General features: G+C 62.0%; 17 protein-coding genes. 4 read left to right on the forward strand and 13 right to left on the reverse strand.

Annotation, left to right across the window (positions count from 1 at the left end; all coding sequences use genetic code 11):
* Position 1: 1 nt before the first annotated feature.
* From NKI22_RS08575 to NKI22_RS08590, 4 genes are read left to right on the forward strand one after another with little or no spacing between them, the layout of a single operon-like run.
* Entirely contained in the window at positions 2 to 1,516 is a 1,515-nt protein-coding gene (locus NKI22_RS08575) for a GMC oxidoreductase (protein WP_023719055.1), read from the forward strand.
* Positions 1,513 to 2,274 (forward strand): 3-ketoacyl-ACP reductase, encoded by a 762-nt coding sequence (locus NKI22_RS08580; RefSeq protein ID WP_023719054.1) that lies wholly within the window; start codon positions 1,513 to 1,515, stop codon positions 2,272 to 2,274. The genes NKI22_RS08575 and NKI22_RS08580 overlap by 4 nt, the downstream gene beginning before the upstream one ends.
* 29 nt (positions 2,275 to 2,303) lie before the next feature.
* Positions 2,304 to 3,932: a GMC family oxidoreductase gene (locus tag NKI22_RS08585; protein WP_023719053.1), complete on the forward strand. Its 1,629-nt coding sequence runs from the start codon at positions 2,304 to 2,306 to the stop codon at positions 3,930 to 3,932.
* A gap of 10 nt (positions 3,933 to 3,942) precedes the next feature.
* A complete protein-coding gene (locus NKI22_RS08590; protein ID WP_023719052.1) occupies positions 3,943 to 4,254 on the forward strand; it encodes a Dabb family protein in 312 nt (103 codons plus the stop codon).
* Here NKI22_RS08590 and NKI22_RS08595 read toward each other — a convergent pair whose 3' ends face one another.
* The 13 genes from NKI22_RS08595 to NKI22_RS08655 form a co-directional block, all read right to left on the reverse strand.
* Positions 4,255 to 5,100, reverse strand: coding sequence for an EamA family transporter (locus NKI22_RS08595; protein ID WP_023719051.1), 846 nt, complete (start codon positions 5,098 to 5,100; stop codon positions 4,255 to 4,257).
* A 7-nt stretch (positions 5,101 to 5,107) separates the two neighbouring features.
* Entirely contained in the window at positions 5,108 to 6,022 is a 915-nt protein-coding gene (locus NKI22_RS08600) for an endonuclease/exonuclease/phosphatase family protein (protein WP_023719050.1), read from the reverse strand.
* Between the two features lie 193 nt (positions 6,023 to 6,215).
* Positions 6,216 to 7,766, reverse strand: a complete 1,551-nt coding sequence (locus NKI22_RS08605) for a cation:proton antiporter (protein ID WP_352494694.1) — start codon at positions 7,764 to 7,766, stop codon at positions 6,216 to 6,218.
* A 68-nt stretch (positions 7,767 to 7,834) separates the two neighbouring features.
* On the reverse strand, positions 7,835 to 9,007 hold the full coding sequence (locus NKI22_RS08610) for a glycosyltransferase family 4 protein (RefSeq protein ID WP_023719048.1): 1,173 nt from the start codon (positions 9,005 to 9,007) through the stop codon (positions 7,835 to 7,837).
* A gap of 17 nt (positions 9,008 to 9,024) precedes the next feature.
* On the reverse strand, positions 9,025 to 9,975 hold the full coding sequence (locus NKI22_RS08615; protein ID WP_352815554.1) for an NAD-dependent epimerase/dehydratase family protein: 951 nt from the start codon (positions 9,973 to 9,975) through the stop codon (positions 9,025 to 9,027).
* A 27-nt stretch (positions 9,976 to 10,002) separates the two neighbouring features.
* Complete coding sequence (locus NKI22_RS08620) at positions 10,003 to 10,839, reverse strand: class I SAM-dependent methyltransferase (RefSeq protein WP_198030481.1); 837 nt, start codon at positions 10,837 to 10,839, stop codon at positions 10,003 to 10,005.
* On the reverse strand, positions 10,775 to 11,161 hold the full coding sequence (locus NKI22_RS08625) for a class I SAM-dependent methyltransferase (RefSeq protein WP_023719046.1): 387 nt from the start codon (positions 11,159 to 11,161) through the stop codon (positions 10,775 to 10,777). Before NKI22_RS08625 ends, NKI22_RS08620 begins: the two co-directional genes overlap by 65 nt.
* Positions 11,162 to 11,502: 341 nt before the next feature.
* Positions 11,503 to 12,567 carry an ABC transporter ATP-binding protein gene (locus NKI22_RS08630; protein WP_023719045.1) on the reverse strand — a complete coding sequence of 355 codons (1,065 nt, stop codon included), beginning with the start codon at positions 12,565 to 12,567 and terminating at the stop codon, positions 11,503 to 11,505.
* Positions 12,568 to 12,582: 15 nt separating this feature from the next.
* A complete protein-coding gene (locus tag NKI22_RS08635; protein WP_352484656.1) occupies positions 12,583 to 13,377 on the reverse strand; it encodes an ABC transporter permease in 795 nt (264 codons plus the stop codon).
* The gene (locus tag NKI22_RS08640; protein WP_031194018.1) at positions 13,374 to 14,267 is read right to left on the reverse strand and encodes an ABC transporter permease; all 894 of its coding nucleotides are present in this window, start codon (positions 14,265 to 14,267) and stop codon (positions 13,374 to 13,376) included. The genes NKI22_RS08635 and NKI22_RS08640 overlap by 4 nt, the downstream gene beginning before the upstream one ends.
* Before the next feature lie 72 nt (positions 14,268 to 14,339).
* The gene (locus NKI22_RS08645; protein ID WP_023719042.1) at positions 14,340 to 15,446 is read right to left on the reverse strand and encodes an ABC transporter substrate-binding protein; all 1,107 of its coding nucleotides are present in this window, start codon (positions 15,444 to 15,446) and stop codon (positions 14,340 to 14,342) included.
* A gap of 244 nt (positions 15,447 to 15,690) precedes the next feature.
* On the reverse strand, positions 15,691 to 16,863 hold the full coding sequence (locus NKI22_RS08650; RefSeq protein WP_352590548.1) for an iron-containing alcohol dehydrogenase: 1,173 nt from the start codon (positions 16,861 to 16,863) through the stop codon (positions 15,691 to 15,693).
* Positions 16,864 to 16,900: 37 nt separating this feature from the next.
* Entirely contained in the window at positions 16,901 to 17,392 is a 492-nt protein-coding gene (locus tag NKI22_RS08655) for a DUF2569 domain-containing protein (protein ID WP_352590545.1), read from the reverse strand.
* Positions 17,393 to 17,424 lie beyond the last annotated feature (32 nt).

The raw sequence follows: 17,424 nt of genomic DNA on the forward strand, positions 1-17,424 counted from the left end.
CATGACAAATCCAGATATCGTCATCATCGGCTCCGGCATAGGCGGCGCCACGATCGCTTCCGGCCTTGCCGGCGGTGGCGCCTCGATCCTGATGCTGGAGCGCGGCGAACCGCTGCCGGCGACGCCGCATACACGCGACACCCGCGCCATCTTCGTCGATGGCCACTACCGGCCGAAGGAGATGTGGCTCGAGGCCGGGGGTGCCGCGTTCAACCCTGGCAATTACTACTATGTCGGCGGCAATTCGAAATTCTACGGCGCGGTGCTGATCCGCTACCGCAGGCAAGACTTTTCGGAGATGGAGCACTATGGCGGCATCTCGCCGGCCTGGCCGTTTTCCTATGAGGAATTCGAACCCTGGTATTCCAGGGCCGAGCAGCTTTTTCGCGTGCGTGGTGCGCTCGGCGAAGACCCGACCGAGCCGTTCCACTCGACGCCCTACCCTTTCGGCCCGGTACCCGACGAGCCGCCTATCGCGCGTGCGCGCGCCGAGTTGAAGAGCCTGGGCCTGCATCCGGCATCGCTGCCGCTCGGCGTCGACATCGAAGCCTGGCTGAAAGACGGCAGCACGCCGTGGGATGCGTTTCCCAACACCGGCGCCGGCAAGGTCGACGCGCAAACGGGGCCGCTGGCGTCGGCCCTTGCCGACCAGAACATCAAGCTCGAGACCGGCGCGCATGTCGAACATCTCGAAGCATCGCCGGACGCCAGGACGATCGCCGCCGTCCATTATCGACAGAACGGTACGCTGAAGAGCGTCGCGCCGAAGCTGGTCATCCTGTCGGCCGGCGCGGTCAATTCCGCCGCCATCCTGCTGCGTTCGCCTTCCCCCAACGGCAAAGGCGGCGGCAAAGGCCTGGCCAACCGCTCCGACCAGGTCGGCCGCAACTTCATGAACCACAATTCGAGCGCCATGCTGGCGATCGATCCGCGCCGCCGGAACAAATCCGTCTACCAGAAGACGCTGATGCTGAACGACTATTATCTGTCCGACGGCAAGGGCGGCAAGCCGCTCGGCAATGTCCAACTCCTCGGCAAGATCGACGGCAACATCCTCAAGGCCAATGTCAGGCGCGCGCCCAAATTCGCGCTCGATTTCATGGCCGGCCGCGCCGTCGACTGGTATCTGATGTGCGAGGACCTGCCCGATCCCGAGAGCCGCATCATGGTCGACGGCAAGGACATCGTCATGCAGTGGCGGCGCTCCAACATGGAGTCGCTCGACGGGCTGACCAAGGTGATGCGCGAGAATTTCCGCGCCTGCGGCTATCCGATCGTCCTGTCGCGGCCGTTCGACAAGCGCACGCCCTCGCACCAGTGCGGCACGGTGAAGATGGGCAATGACCCGGCGACCTCGCCGCTCGACCCATTCTGCCGCTCCTTCGACCACAGCAATTTGTTCGTCGTCGATGCCGGCTTCCTGCCGAATTCGGCCGCCGTCAATCCGGCGCTGTCGATCGCCGCACAGGCGCTGCGCGTCGCCGACCACATCCGCAAGACGGAGCTCGCAACATGAGCCGCCCGGCAGCGATCGTCACCGGCGGCGCGCGCGGCATCGGCCTTGCCTGCGCCGAGGCGCTGGCCAGCGCCGGCTTCGACATCCTCGTCGCCGACCTTGCCAACGAAGCCGCCGACGGGCTCGCCGCCGACATCACCGGGCGCGGCGCGAAGTTCGCCTATGTCAGCGGCGACATCGCCGACCTCGACGACCATGCAGCGCTGATCGATGCCGCGACAAGCGCCTTCGGCCGCATCGACTGCCTGGTCAACAATGCTGGCATCGGAACCGTCCTGCGCGGCGACCTGCTTGAACTCAAGCCGGAAAATTTCGACCGGGTGCTCAGCATCAATCTGCGCGGCACCGTATTCCTCAGCCAGGCCGTTGCCAAAGCGATGCTCGACCTGCCGAGCGATGGTGCGAGGTCGATCATCACCATCACTTCGGTCAGTGCCGCCATGGCCTCGCCGGAACGCTCCGATTACTGCATTTCCAAGGCCGGGCTTTCGATGTGGGTGAAGAACCTGGCGCTGCGGCTTGCCGCCGAAAACATCGCCGTGTTCGAAGTGCGGCCGGGCATCATCCGCACCGACATGACCGCGGGTGTCACCGCCAAATATGACGGATTGATCGACGGCGGCCTGGTGCCGGCAATGCGCTGGGGCGAGAGCAAGGATATCGGTGCCGCCGTGGCGGCGCTCGCCGGGGGCAAGCTCGGCTTTTCGACCGGCTCGGTCATCAATGTCGACGGCGCGCTGTCCGTGCCGAGGCTATGAACAGGTGACGCCATGATCGACTACATCCCATGACTGACTACATAATTGTCGGCGCCGGCCCGGCCGGCTGCGTACTCGCCAATCGGCTGAGCGAAGATCCGTCGCATCAGGTGCTGCTGCTCGAAGCCGGCGGCAAGGACTGGCATCCCTTGATCCACATGCCGGCCGGTTTTGCCAAGATGACCAAGGGCATCGCCGCCTGGGGCTGGTCGACGGTGCCGCAAAAGTACATGAACGATCGCGTCTTCCGGTACACGCAGGCCAAGGTGATCGGCGGCGGCTCTTCGATCAACGCCCAGATCTACACGCGCGGCAACGCACGCGACTACGATGCCTGGGAGAAGGAAGAAGGCCTTGCCGGTTGGGGCTATCGCGACGTGCTGCCCTATTTCAAGCGCGCCGAGAACAACCAGCGCTATGCCAACGATTTTCACGGCGACCAGGGCCCGCTCGGCGTATCGAACCCGATCGCGCCGCTGCCGATCTGCGAGGCCTATTTCCGTGCCGGACAAGAGATGGGCATTCCCTTTAATCCCGACTTCAACGGCGCCAGCCAGGAGGGCGTCGGCTACTACCAATTGACGCAGAAGGACGCAAAACGCTCCTCCGCCTCGGTCGCCTATCTCAGGCCGATCCGCGAGCGCAAGAATCTCACCATCAGGACCGGCGTTCTGGTGACACGCATCGTCGTCGACAAAGGCCGCGCTGTCGGCGTCGAGATCGTCGACAAGCCGGGCGGCCAGCCAACGATCCTGCACGCCGAACGCGAGGTGATCGTCTCGTCCGGCGCCATCGGCTCGCCGAAGCTTCTGATGCAGTCGGGCATCGGCCCGGCCGACCATCTGAAGGCGGTCGGCGTGACGCCGGTGCACGATTTGCCCGGCGTCGGCTCCAATCTGCAGGATCACCTCGACCTGTTCGTCATCGCCGAATGCACCGGCAACCACACCTATGACAACTACGCCAAGCTGCACTGGACGGCGTGGGCCGGCCTGCAGTATCTTCTCCTGAAGAAGGGCCCCGTGGCCTCCAGCCTGTTCGAAACCGGCGGCTTCTGGTACGCCGATCCGACCGCCGCCTCTCCCGATATCCAGCTGCATCTCGGCCTCGGCTCCGGCATCGAGGCCGGCGTCGAGAAGCTGAACAATCCGGGCGTGACACTGAACTCGGCCTTCCTGCCACCGCGCTCGCGCGGCACGGTGCGGCTGAACAGTGCCGACCCGGCCGACCGCCCGCTGATCGATCCGAACTATTGGTCCGATCCCTATGACCGCGACATGTCGATCAAGGGGCTGAGGCTGGCGCGCGAGATCATGCGGCAGAAGGCGCTGCAGCCCTACGTGCTGCGCGAGGTACTACCGGGACCCGACCTGCAGACCGGCGACGAACTGTTCGACTACGCCTGCCGCAGTTCCAAGACCGACCACCACCCGGTCGGCACCTGCCGCATGGGCCACGATGCGATGAGCGTGGTAACGCCCGATCTCAAGCTGCGCGGCATCGAGGGCCTGCGCGTCTGCGACGCCTCGGTGATGCCGCGCATCCCCTCCTCCAACACCAACGCGCCGACGATCATGGTAGGCGAAAAGGGCGCCGATCTGATCCTTGGCCGGGAGCCGCTGCCGCCGGCGGTGTTTTCCACCAACCGAGCGGCATGAGGGACAAAGAATGATCAGGCACTGTGTTTTCGTCAGATTCCGCAACGATGTCGCCATCGCCGAGCGCGCGGCAATCCATGGCGATCTCGAAGCGTTGCGGCCGGTGATCGACGGCATGGGCAAGGTCGAGTTCAGCGCCAACACCAGCCCAGAACCCTTCGCCCGCGGCTTCACGCACGGCTTCACCATCGACTTTCGCGATGCGGCGGCACGCGATGCCTATCTGGAGCATGAAGCGCACCAGCGAGCCGGCGCGAGACTGGTCGCGGCGCTCGAAGGTGGCACGGACGGGCTGATAGTGTGCGACCTGGAGATCGCGTGACTATCCCAGTCTCAGCGCAACGACGCCGGCGACGATGCTAAGCACCGCAGCACCTCGCCATGCCGTCATCTTCTCGCCGAGCGCGAACACCGAGATCATCATGGCGAACAGGATCGATGTTTCGCGCAGCGACGCCACCGAGGCGATCGGCGCCTTGGTCATCGCCCACATCACGATCCAGTAGGCGCCGCCGCTGAGCACGCCGGTATAGATTCCCGCCTTCCAGTCGCGCGCCAGCACCGGCAGCGCCCGTGGGCCGCGAAAGACGACGCACAGCACCAGCGCCCACAGCGCGTCGCAGACGAACAGCCAGGCCGCATAACTCGACGCGGTGGCGGCGAGCCGCGCGCCGCTGCCGTCCGACAGCGTATAGCTGGCGATGAAGATCGATGTGCCCAGCGCGAAGCCGACGGCGCGCAGGTTCAACTTCTCCAGATGCGCGCCGCCGCGAAACGACAGCACCAGCGTGCCCGCCGACAACAAGACGATGCCGACGATAGCGAGCGGCGCCGGCATCTCGGCCACAACCACAATGCCCCCCAAAGCAGCCAATAGCGGCGCGGTGCCGCGCGCCAGCGGATAGGTCTGGGCGAAATCGCCGGCCTTGTAGGCACCGATCAGGAACGTCCTGTAGCCCATGTGGAAGACAACCGAGGCGAGGATGTATGGCCACACTTCCGGCTTCGGCACCTCGACGAAAGGCAACGTCACCAGCGCGGCGGCACCCATGCCGGCCGTCATCAGCGTAATCGACAGGAAACGGTCGAGATGGACCTTGACCAGCGCGTTCCAGATCGCATGCATGGCCGCAGCGGCAAGCACCGCGAAAAAGACAAACAGGCTCATCGGCGGCTCATCCGCCGCCGATCCCGGTGGCTACCGGCGCTTCCATGTCGATATCGACCCAGAGCGGAAAATGATCGGAGGCGATTTGGCCGACATCGGCACTGACCGAACGCACGCGCCCGGCAAACATGCCGCCGACGAAGCAATGGTCGAGCCGGCGCTTTGCTACTCTGCCGTCGATGGTCTTCACATGGGTATGGAAATCCGTTGTCGGTTCCATGGCGACGGCGGCGGCATCGACAAAACCGTTGAGATAGGCGGCACCGCGATGATAGGGCGCGCTGCCGGCGATGCGGCGGTACTCGGCGCTGCCCGGCTCCATGTTGAAGTCGCCCATCCAGATCGCCGCCAGCGGGCTTTCCGGCTCCTGTTCGCCATTGCTCCAGTTGCGCGCCGGCTCATCGTCGGCACCGCTCCATGGCCCGCCCTCGGACGGCGCCCGGTGATGCTCGGCGAGCAGGTATTCGATCTGCTCCAGCCGCTCCTCGGCGGCAATATGTGCCAGATGCAGCGACAGCACCCGCACCGGGCCGGCAGGGGTGCGGATCATGCACTCGAGTGCGGCATTGCGGGTGTTGAGCGGCCGCAGCGTGCGCCTGAGCGGCAGCGTGTGCAGCCGCGACCAGGCGATCGGCAGCTTCGACAGAAGCATGGTGCCGAATTGCCGCCGCCGGTTGACGATGCGGCCTTCACGCCGTCGGCTGGCATCCATGTCGAAGGCCGGGCCATAGACCCAATGGTAGTCGGGCAGCAATTGCGAAAGAAGTTCCGGCTGGTCGTCCTCGTTGCTGCGCAACCAGTGCCGCTCCACTTCCTGTAAGGCGATGATGTCGGCGCCGGCAACGACCTTGGCGCAGCGCGCCAGATCGTAGCGGCCATCGCTGCCGAAGCCGTACTGGATGTTGTAGCTGACCAGCTTCATTGCTTATCCGGCTCAGTTTCCTGCTGGCAGTAGCCGTTCGCTGACAGCCTTGCAATGTGCAGCCGGGCGGAGGGAGCTTGGGCCAGATGCTAATGCTTGTCGCCCAAAAGTGCGCAGCGGTTTTGGGATAACGACATGCATAGAGACAAAAACTTAAAGCGCGTCGCAAGAGGCTGTCCAAACGCGACGCGCTTTAAGTGGTCAGCGGCTGGAACCGACCGGGCGGGGATGCTGCCAGTTCCGACCAGTCGATTTCTTCCTCAAGGCGGTGGTAGGCTTCGTCGCCGATCGTTCCGTCGATGCGCAAACGCTCCAGCGCATCGCGCTGGCTCTTGATGGCATAAAGACGCAATCTGTCATACTCGGTCGCGGCCTGGGCATCCTCCGGGTTTTCGGCGATGGCGCGCTGCGCCGCATATTGCTCTCGCACCGCCCCTGCCGCACTCGATGTCTTGCCGCTCAGCACGTCCAGCGCCGCCTGCATGATGGCGACGCGCGCCTGCGCGACCTCCCGGTCGACGGTCTGGTCGGGGTCGAAATTGAGCAGAAGCAGCAACGGCTTCAGGCTGACGCCTTGCAGCACCAGCGTGCCGAGCACGACAGTGAAAGCGGCGAGCACGATCGGGTCGCGGCCGGGAAAATCGGCCGGCAAGGCGAAGGCTGCCGCAAGCGTCACCAGGCCGCGCATGCCGCACCAGCCGATGAGCACGCCGCCGCGAAATGTCGGAGCGTCTCTCCGCCTGTCCTCATCGCCCAGACGTGCCAGCCTTCTGAGAATCGCGCCACAGCCCAGCACCCAGACCAGCCGCGAGACGATGACGACAGCCAGCACGGCTGCGGCGAAGATGAATGCTTCGACCTGCCCCTGCTCAGCAAGGCGGCCGACGATCAACCGTGCCTGAAGTCCCATCAGAACGAAGGCCAAGACATTGAGCACGAACACCGCCGTCTCCCAGACCGAGTAGGAACTGACACGATTCCTTGCCGGCATGCGGCGCGGCGACGTACGTGCGATCGTCATGGCATAGACGACGATCGTGATGATGGCGGAAAGCCCTATCCTGTCGGCCAGGATCCAGACGCCGAACGTTGAGGCGAATTGCACCACGGTGCCGCTCGCCGGGTCGTCGATGCGGCCGAGTATCGCGAGAGACAACCGGCCGAGCACATAGCCTGCGGCAAGGCTGCCAACCGTCGACAGCAGGATCATTGGTACGGCACTGCTGAACAGGATGGAGCCGGCGGCTGCGGAAACCGACATCCTGTAGATCAACAGCGCCGTGGCGTCGTTGAGCAGGCTCTCGCCTTCCAGGATGGCGGTGATGCGGTGCGGCACCTTGAACTGTCCGAGCACGGCCGCGGCTGCGACGGCATCGGGCGGCGCCACGATCGCCCCAAGTGCTATGGCCGCGGCAATGGGCAGGCCTGCCATCGTCCAACCGACAAATGCCACGGTCACGGTGGTAAAGATGACGGCGCCGAGCGCCAGCAGGATGAGCGAAACCTTGTAGCGGTTGAGATCGCGCAGCGACGTGTCATAGGCCGCGTCGAGCAGCACCGGCGCGATGAACAGAGCGAGCGCCAGCTCCGGGTCGATCTCGATGGTCGGTGCAAACGGCAGGAAGGCTATGCCGGCGCCGGCCAGCGCCAGCAACGAAGGATAGGGAATCTGCAGACGCCGTGACAACGCCGTCAGGGCGACCGCGGCCAGGAGAAGAACAAGGGTCAGTTCAAAAAGCGCCATGCCCAGTTATAACCGTGAAAAGCGACCGACGGCAGGGGCCTGGACGGTTCGATCATGACTGAGGGCGGTCAGCGAACTGCGGCGGCGCGCTGGAATGCTCCAAGAAGCGCGTCCGCATACATCTGGCGACGCGCCGCATGATCGGCACGCAGCTTTTCGGCCTTTTCATGCGTTCGCGCCGGTCCCTGAGACATGGTGACCATGGCGGACGCTAACGCCACGGCATCGTCGACCGGAAAGAACGTCGCGTTTGGCGCCTGCTCCCGATGAAGGCTGATATCCGAGAGGAGCATCCGTGTGCCGAGCGCCTTGGCTTCCTCGACCGTGGTTGACCAGCCCTCGAACAGCGAAGGATTGATGAGAGCATCGGAAGCAGCGTTGAGGCCGAACACATCCTCGTAAGGCACAAGGCCCAGATGACGGAAATGACCCGACACGCCGGCCTCCCTGGCGCTAGCCAGCAACTGGTCGAAATGTCGGGGATTGCGCGGGTCTTCGGTTCGCCCGGTCAAGATCACGGGGGCAACCTTATCAAGCCCGCCATTTGCCGATATGTGCGCCAATGCTTTGATCACAAGCCCATGGTTCTTGTGCGACCAGAACTGGTTCGGTAGGTAGAAATAACGCTGCGGCAGTTCATACCGTGCGATCACCTCCGCCTGCCTTGCTATATGCGGGGCCGGATCAAGATCGATTGCAAACCGAACGACCGCCGTCTTGCCGCGTGCTGCGGGATAATACGTCTCGCAGTCCCGCCTGGCGTCATCGCTCGACAACAGGATGATGCGTTTGCCGGACGTCTGCAGACGGTATCCCAAATCGCGACGCCACCACATGGAGCGCGAGAACAGGTGTGGCAAGTGTCGGTGCTGGAAGTCAGGAATCCACGATACGACAGAAATCGGAAAACGGTTGCCGTAGAACTGCGCCGGCTCGAACACCACGTCGACGCCTTCGTGGCTTAGTATCCGTGCCGCATCGGCGTCGCTGCCGCTGGCCAGCGCCCGGATGGCGTTGCGACCGCGGCCAAAATCAGCAACCTTCGCATCGACGATCGGCGGCGCGGCCAGGAAAGCATCCATCGATGTGCCGATCTTTTCTGCCTGCGCCGGAGTTAAGAACAGCTTGGCCTGCAACTTCCCGGCCAATTCGCTGGAAATAACGCCGAGCATGTTGCGCAGGTAGGTCTCCCCACCTGACCAGTTGCCTCGGCCGATGAGCGTGAAGCCCGCGGTAATCATCTTCGCCCCTCGATGCCTCAGCCTGCCTTTTTGAAAGGAAACCCGCGCACGATATCGGCCACGGCGGCTGGAAGTTCGATCTTGGCGGACCAGCCAACTCGATTTCCGATCTTGTCCACCTTGGCCAGTTGCGTTGCGCGGTCGACCCTGCGTAAGCGCGCCTTGTCCTCGACGATCTCGATATCGACCTTCATCGCCGCTCCGATCAGGCGAACAAGCTCCTCCACCGATGCGTCCCTGCCGGAACCGATATTCATGACATCGAAACTCGCCTCACCAGTGTCGCCGGCCAAAGCCGCCACCCCGGCAGCGGTATCCTCCGCATGGATGTAGTCGCGCCGCGGTTTCAGATTGCCCAATGCGATCCTGGCCTGGCCCTTGGCATTGTAGAGCTGGTTGAGAATATCGGGAATGAGATGCGCATTGGGGTCGTCATGGCCGATAGTGTTGAAGATGCGCGCCACACGCCCCCTCCCGCCGGTCCTGTCGGCCCAGAAACGAAGCTGGCTTTCATTGGTCAGCTTGGACAGAGCATAGTTGTCGCAAGGCCAGGTCCTGGTCGCATCCTCGTCGAGCGGGGCATCGACCCAGTCGTACACCGCGCCGCTGGACGCCAGCACGACCGTTCCGACACCAGCCTTTTCAGCAGCATCGAGGACGATTTCGGTGCCGACCACGTTCACGTCCAACGCATAGGCGCGCTGTCGCTCGCATGTCGGAATGTGGTGAATAGCCGCCAGGTGGATAATGGTGTCGGGCTTGAAACCCTCAGTCAACTCTACCATCCCACTCTTGTCGCGGATGTCGATCTCCCGCGTCTCGCATCCGTCCATGTCAGGCATCGGCATGCCGACCGAAAGATTATCGGCGATCAACACCCGAGCGCCGTCCTTGGCGAGATTTCGCGCGCACCGCCAGCCTATGAAACCAGCTCCGCCCGTAACGAGGACGCGTTGGGGATTCGTCATCAGGATTTCTCTCCGGCTATCTGAAGTTCACAAGGGCATGGCAGCCGGGGCGGACGGATCATCGCGCGGCCGGCAGAGCACCATGAGGGAAAAGCCGCCCAGCAGCAGCGCGCTGGTAGCGGGGGCAACGCTGCCTATCAGTTTGCGCACTGGATTGAGCAATTTGGTGCGCAGAGGCCTCGTGGAAACGTTGGCTTCGCCCGCCACGTCGGTAAAGTGCCAATCGACCACCGTGTAACCCGTGTCCTCAAGCGTCGCAAGCGCGGTCTCGCGCGTGAAATAATGGAGATGCCCCACCTTCTGACGTGCGTGCATGTAAGCTCGCCGAACCAGTCCCTGGACGTGAAGGTCCAAAGGAATATGAAAAACGTGATAGCGGCCGTGCGGGCGCAGTGCCCGCAAAAAGCCCATATAGTCTTCGACATGTTCGAAGACGTCGATCAGCATGACAAGGTCATGCACTGACTTGGTCGCCAGAAAATCCTCGTGGTGGAAGATCGCGCCAGACGCCTTTTGCAGCGGCCAGAGTTTTGCTGCGTCTTCGGAAATATCGTATCCATGAATAGGTCTGCCCGGATATTGCGCGGCCAATTTGCCGACGATGCCGCCGCTGCCGCAGCCGACCTCGACGGCGTCGCGCCAGACAACATTGTTGCGCTCCAGGATGTTTGCGATCTCGCGCGCCTTCCAGGCTGTATCGGCCAGATGCCAGTCAGGATTGTTGGCAAGGTACTGACTGTCCGAGTAGATGTCAGCCGCGGTATCAGTGACTGTTATCGGCCGCGCTTCTTCGACCCCTTTAGCCGACATCACGATCTTCCTTTTCACAAATGAACGATACCAGGTGACCGGCTTCGACGACATCAATGCGCGTACCGGTGTTTCTGGCGGGCGCCCGAATCGCATCAGTTCCGGTCAACGCGCTAGGGTCCGGCTCAACCGCCGTGACCTGCCATCCATCGGCCGCCGACGCAAGAGACAGGGTTCCATTGCCCACCCCGAGATCAAAGGCTCGCCCAAGCTGCTTCGGCAAATTGCGGCGCAACTCGGCACTTCCATGATAGCGGCGCGCCGGCATCGATTTCAGTTGATGGAAATACGCTGCGCGCGCCAAGTCGGCCTGTTCCGGATGACCAGGCAACCTGCGCACAGCGTCTTCAGAGTCCAGGAAATTGCTGGAGCCCATCAGCCAAAATGTCCCAAACTGCAGGTCACAAAACCGGCTGCAGACAATTCCAATTCAAGGATCAATCTTCACTCCCCAGCGGGTTTCCCTTGGCGGTCTGCTTGTCTCTTTTGACGCATGAGATTGACCGCGATTGCAACATTCCCTGACTAAATGTGGAGCACAGGAAATCACACCGTCGCGACCTCCGTATATTCGTCCGATCGACAATTGTCACGCTACCAAGCTTGGGTCTGAGCAGATCCGGTTCTTTTGCTCGCGCCGAGGCAAATCCGCCTGTCTATTGGCGGATCGCCTGAAGGCGATCCCAGGAAAATGTGGAACAGTTTTCCAGAACTGCCTCAATGCAGCACAAGCATGTCGCCGGACGAGAACGAAATCTCGGCCTTTTCGCCGACGGCAGGCGGCGGCGTTGCCGGGCTGTTGAATGTGTCTAGCGAGACCGTGCTGCCGCCGATGCCGACGCGCACCCGGATCACCGAACCGAGGAAATGCACCTCGGCGATTTCGCCCGAAAGGCTGGAGTCGCGGCCGGGGTGGCGGCCGAGCGAGATCGCCTCGGGCCGCAACGCCAGCGACAGCGTGTCCCCGGACTTCGAGCCGTTGAGCTTGCCCTTGAGCGAGACCTCTTGCGAGTTGACGCGCACCTTGCCCGAAGCCGCGTCGGTGACCGTGCCTTCCAGCACGTTCAGCGTGCCGACGAAATTGGCGACGAATTTGGTTGCCGGCCGGTTGTAGATCTCGAACGGCGTGCCGACTTGCTCGGCCTTGCCGCCATACATCACAGCGATGCGGTCGGAAATCGACAGCGCCTCTTCCTGATCGTGGGTGACGAAGATGGTGGTGATGCCGAGCTTCTTCTGGATCGAGCGGATTTCCTCGCGCAGCGATACGCGCACCTTGGCATCGAGCGCCGACAACGGCTCGTCGAGCAGCAGGAGCTTCGGCTTCGGCGCGATGGCCCGCGCCAGCGCGATACGCTGCTGCTGGCCACCGGAGAGCTGATAGGGATAGCGATCGCCCATCTGCGGCAGCTTGATGAGGTCGAGCATCTCGGCAACGCGCCTGTCGGCATCGGGCTTGGGCATGCCCGCGACCTTCAGCCCGAAGCCGATGTTCTGCGCCACGGTCAGATTCGGAAACAGCGCGTAAGCCTGGAACACCATGCCGACATTGCGCTGGTTGGGCTTGAGCCTTGTGATGTCCTTGCCGGCCACCACGATCTTGCCGGCGCTCGGCTCCTCGAAGCCGGCGACCATGCGCAGCACCGTCGTCTTGCCGCAGCCCGATGGCCCGAGGAAGGAGACGAATTCGCCCGGCTCGACGTCGAGGTTGAAATCCTGCACCACGGTGGTGGCGCCGAAGGATTTTTGCACCTGCTGTATTGAGAGGAATGGCTCGGCCATGACTTTTTCTTTCGATCAGTTCGGGCGGTTTGCCGATTTCGGCGCGAAGCGCGACAGGATCTGGATCAGCGACATGCAGCCCCAGGTGATGGCGAACGAAATGATCGCCAGTGCCGACGGCTCATAGGCACTGTTGGCGCCGATGTTCTGCAAATAGGGGCCGAAGGCTGGGCGATTCAACAGCGAGGCCATGGTGAACTCGCCGATGACGATGGCAAAACTCAGGAACGCGCCGGATAAGACGGCGATCAGTACGTTCGGCAGGATGATGCGGGCGATGATGGTGGTCCAGCCGGCGCCGAGGATTTGTGCGGCTTCGGTGAGCGTTCTGACGTCGATGGTCCTGAGACCGGTATCGACCGCCCGGTACATATAAGGCAGCGCCAGCACTGCATAGCCGATGACCAGCAGAACATCGGTGCCGCGCGCTGTCGCCAGGAAAGGCAGCGTTGAATTCGAACCGAACATTCTGATGTAGCCGAAGACGATGACGATAGCGGGAATAACCAGCGGCAGCAGAGTGATGAACTCTACGAGCGGCCGCAGATTCGGTAGCCGCAGCCGAATCCAGTAGGCCGTCGGGACAACGAGGAGCACGCCTAAAAGAATGGTGAAAACCGCCACAACGACGGAGTAGGTAAATGTCGTCTGGAAATTCGGATCTTCGAAGACTGAGCGGTAGGCGTCAAAGGAGTATTCCCCGCGCCGCTTACGCAAGGAGAATTCAAAGGTCGCCAAAAGCGGCAGGACAAAATAGGCGGTTCCCACGCCAAAAACGAGCCAAGCCCAAAAGCGGCTGCCTTGCTTCATTTCAGCCACCGCTCGGCTCGCCGTTGGAACAAGATATAGAAGAGGTTGGCCAAGCCGGTGATGACTATCATGCCGAATGCAAGCGCGTAGCCTAGATTCGGATTGTAAAGCACGTCGCCGCGAATCTGCGCGAACAGCTGGATGGGCACGATGTTGAGTGACGGCCCCGTCAGTGCATAGGCTGTTGCGACCGCCCCGAACGCGTTGGCAAAGAGGAGGACCGTCGTACCGAGAAAACTCGGCCATAAGACCGGGATGACCACCATGCGCCAATATTGCCAATTGCTTGCGCCGAGCGTGGCGGCAGCTTCACCCCATTCCTTCTTCAGCCCATCGACCGCCGGCGTGATGATGACAATCATCAATGGAATCTGGAAATAAAGGTAGGTGAGGATTAGGCCCCAAAACGAAAAGATACTGAAGCCGAGCGAATAGATGTTGATGCCGAAAATGTCTCGCAACAGGATTGTCGCCACTCCGAGCCGACCTAGCGTCGCGATGAACGAGAATGCCAGCGGCACGCCGGCGAAATTCGAGGCGACGCCCGAGAAGGTCAAGGTCGCCGAGCGTAACCACGACGGCAAACCTCCGCGAACGACTGCCACGGCCATTGCCAGGCCGATCAAGGCGCCAAGGATCGCAGAAACAAAGCTGATCTGAATGGATACCCAATAGGCCGCCGCGAGCTTGGGTTGCGACAACGCTATGATGTTATCGAGCGTATAGTCGCCAGCTGCATTTTTGAACGCGCCCGCGATCAGCCCTACCGTGGGCAAGATCAGAAAGAGCAGCGCGAAAATGAAGAACGGAGTTACGCCTAACCAATGCAGTGGCAGCCGAAGGCGGCTGATCTCCGGCGCGCCAGGACTGACGCTGGCTGTCTGGGACATTGTGGAATCTGCCATGGAGTTCCCGAAGTTGGCATAGGGCGCCGGGCGGCGAACCGCCCAGCGCCCTATGAATTACTTCACGACGGCGCCAACGATGGCATCCCAGTTCGTGCTGATTTCCTTCTTGGCAGCGTTCTGTTCCTCCAAAGTAGGGAAGACCGCTTTTTCATAGTTCTCGGCGGCCGGCAGCTTGTCCAGCATCTCCTTCGGGATCACGCCCTTCTTGGCGAGATCGTTGAAGCGGATCGGGTGGCAGTAGCCCTTCAGCCAACCGAGCTGGCCTTCGTCCGAATAGAGATACTCCATCCACAACTTGGCGGCATTCGGGTGCGGCGCATAGGCACTGATCGCCTGAACGTAGACGCCTGCGACCACCGCTCCCTTTGGCACGACGATTTCGATTTCCGGATTGCCGGCCATCTTGTCGCGCATGGCAAGCAGGTTGTAGTCCCAGTTCATCACGATCGGCGTCGTGCCCTGGGCGACAGCTGCCGCTTCAGCGTCGACCGGCACGAAGTTGCCGGCATCGTTGAGCTGCTTGAAGAATTGCAGACCCTTGGCGGCGGCGTCCTGGCCGCCGGTACCGCCAGCCGCGAGGCCCGAAGCGTAGACCGACATGACGGCGTTGTTCGACGTGCGCGGGTCACCGGCGAGCGCCACCGAGTTGGCATATTCCGGCTTCTGCAGGTCAGCCCAGTCCTGTGGCGCGTTCTGCACGACGGCTTTGTTCACGCCGAAGGCGAGCACGCCGTAGTAGTCGCCGGTCCAGAAGCCATCGGCATCCTTGGCGCTGTCAGGGATCGTATCCCAGGTCGACACCTTGTAGGGTTGGATCAGGTTATCTGCCTTGGCGGACGGGCCGAAAGACAGGCCGACGTCGATGACATCAGGCGCCTGCGGGCCTTTATTGTCCTTGTTGGCCTTGATCGCCTCGATCTCGTCGCCGGAGCCGGCATCGGGATTGAGTTCGTTGACGGTGATCCCCGGATATTTTGCCTTGAAGCCGGCGATGACGTCGCCATAGCCGCACCAGCTGTGCGGCAGCGCGATCGTGGTGAGCTGGCCTTCCGCCTTGGCTGCGGCGACCAGTTCATCCATGGACTGGGCCGACGAGATGGCAGAGGTCGCCATCAGGGCGACGGCCGAAAGGGAAAGCAGTTTTCCCGTGAATTTGAACATGTGTTCTCTCCGTTGAACTGACGCCGTTGGACGCCTGCGATGCGGTATCGTTTTCGTGTGACAGCCAGATGAAAGCTTTGTGAAAGCGATGCCCTGCAGTACGAAAAAGTAAACTCTTTTTAACCGGCTGTAGCAATCGCTACGCCGTTATTTTTCCGGCTAACTAGTTTCGGCCTTGCCTTTCATCCTTTCCCCCTTTCTTCGCCTCGTTTTTCCCAAATGGATTTGCAATGCTGAAGTTGCCTCAGACGGCGCCGGCGATGGCGTTTTCCAGCAGCGTCAGCGCCGCCTTCTTGGTCAGCTTGACCGGGTTGCCGCCGGCGGTCGGATCGACCACCGCCATGTCGGCGATCAGGCCCTTGCGCTTCTTGTCCATGTCGAGCCCCTTGATCAGGCCGGGCAGCGCGTGCGGCACCTTGAGCTCCTTGCGCAGCTTGACGATCGCCTTGGCAAAGCCGTTGAAGCCGCCCTTGATGCCGCAATAGGCGGCGAGCCGGGCGATGCGCGGCTCGATCGCCTCGCGGTTGAAGGCCAGCACATAGGGCATGAACACGGCGTTGGTCATGCCGTGGTGGGTGTCGTAAAGCGCGCCGATCGGATGCGACAGCGAATGAATGGCGCCAAGCCCTTTCTGGAAGGCGGCGGCCCCCATGGCGGCGGCACTCATCATATTGGCGCGGGCAACCAGATCCTTACCATTGGCATAGGCTTTCGGCAGGTTTTCGAAGACCAGCCTGATGCCTTCCACGGCGATGCCGTCGGCCATCGGGTGATAGCCCGGCGCGCAATAGGCTTCGAGGCAGTGGGCGAGCGCATCCATGCCGGTGCCGGCGGTGATGAAGCCCGGCATGCCGACCGACAGCTCCGGATCGGCGATGACGATCGCCGGCAAAAGCTTCGGATGGAAGATGACCTTCTTGGTGTGGGTCGCTTCATTGGTGATGACGCCGGCGCGGCCGACCTCCGAACCGGTGCCGGCCGTGGTCGGCACGGCGATGATCGGCGCGATCGCATCGGCATCGGCGCGCGTCCACCAGTCGCCGACATCCTCGAAATCCCAGACCGGTCGCGTCTGCCCTGCCTGGAAGGCGATCAGCTTGCCGAGGTCGAGCGCCGAGCCGCCGCCAAAGGCGATGACGCCGTCATGCTTGCCCTTCTTGAACACGGCGATGCCGGCGGTCAGGTTGGAATCGACCGGGTTCGGCTTGACCTCGGAAAACACGCCATACGGCACCTTGGCGTCGTCGAGGATCTTCAGCGTCGAGGCCACCACCGGCAGCTTGGCCAGTCCCGGGTCGGTGACGAACAGCGGCCGCTTGATGCCGGTCGCCGCCAGCACCTCCGGCAGTTCCTTGATGCGTCCGGCGCCGAAGCGGACGGTCGTAGGGTAATTCCATTTAGAAACGAGTTTTGTCATTTCGACCTTCTGACTGCTTTCATGCTCTCGGATGTCGTTAATTCACAAAGGTATTGGCCACACGGTCTGACCGCATCATGTACGGAATCCAGATGGCTGCGGCCCAGACCGAACGGTAAATGTCGCGCATCGTTTCTTTATCGAACGCATCATCCAGCGTTGGAAAGCTGTCGGGAAAAGCCAGATACCCGGCCCATGAATCGACAACGGAATATATCGGCATCGCGAATGCCCAAATCATGTACCAGCCGGGGAATATCTGCCAGCGCTTGAACATGAAGAACAATAATAGGGCCGGGGCTGTAAGGTTTAGTATGCCGGATATCACCAATTCGGCAACAATCAGCACACCTTGGGACAAACTGAAGGCCTGCCAGTTCTGTAACATGCCGAGATAGTCGGTATTGTGCAATTGTACCAACCCTAGTATCGGGGTGAGCATCAACCCGAGCATCGGCAGGACAAGCCAGCCGCCGATACCCTCGGGACCTTCACGATCCGGCAGCGCCGATTGTTGCGTATCCGCCATTACTCCCTCTCAACAGCGATCGTTGGCTTGCC

Origin of the sequence: Mesorhizobium sp. M0778 (assembly GCF_040320105.1) — a bacterium.
Lineage (GTDB): Bacteria > Pseudomonadota > Alphaproteobacteria > Rhizobiales > Rhizobiaceae > Mesorhizobium.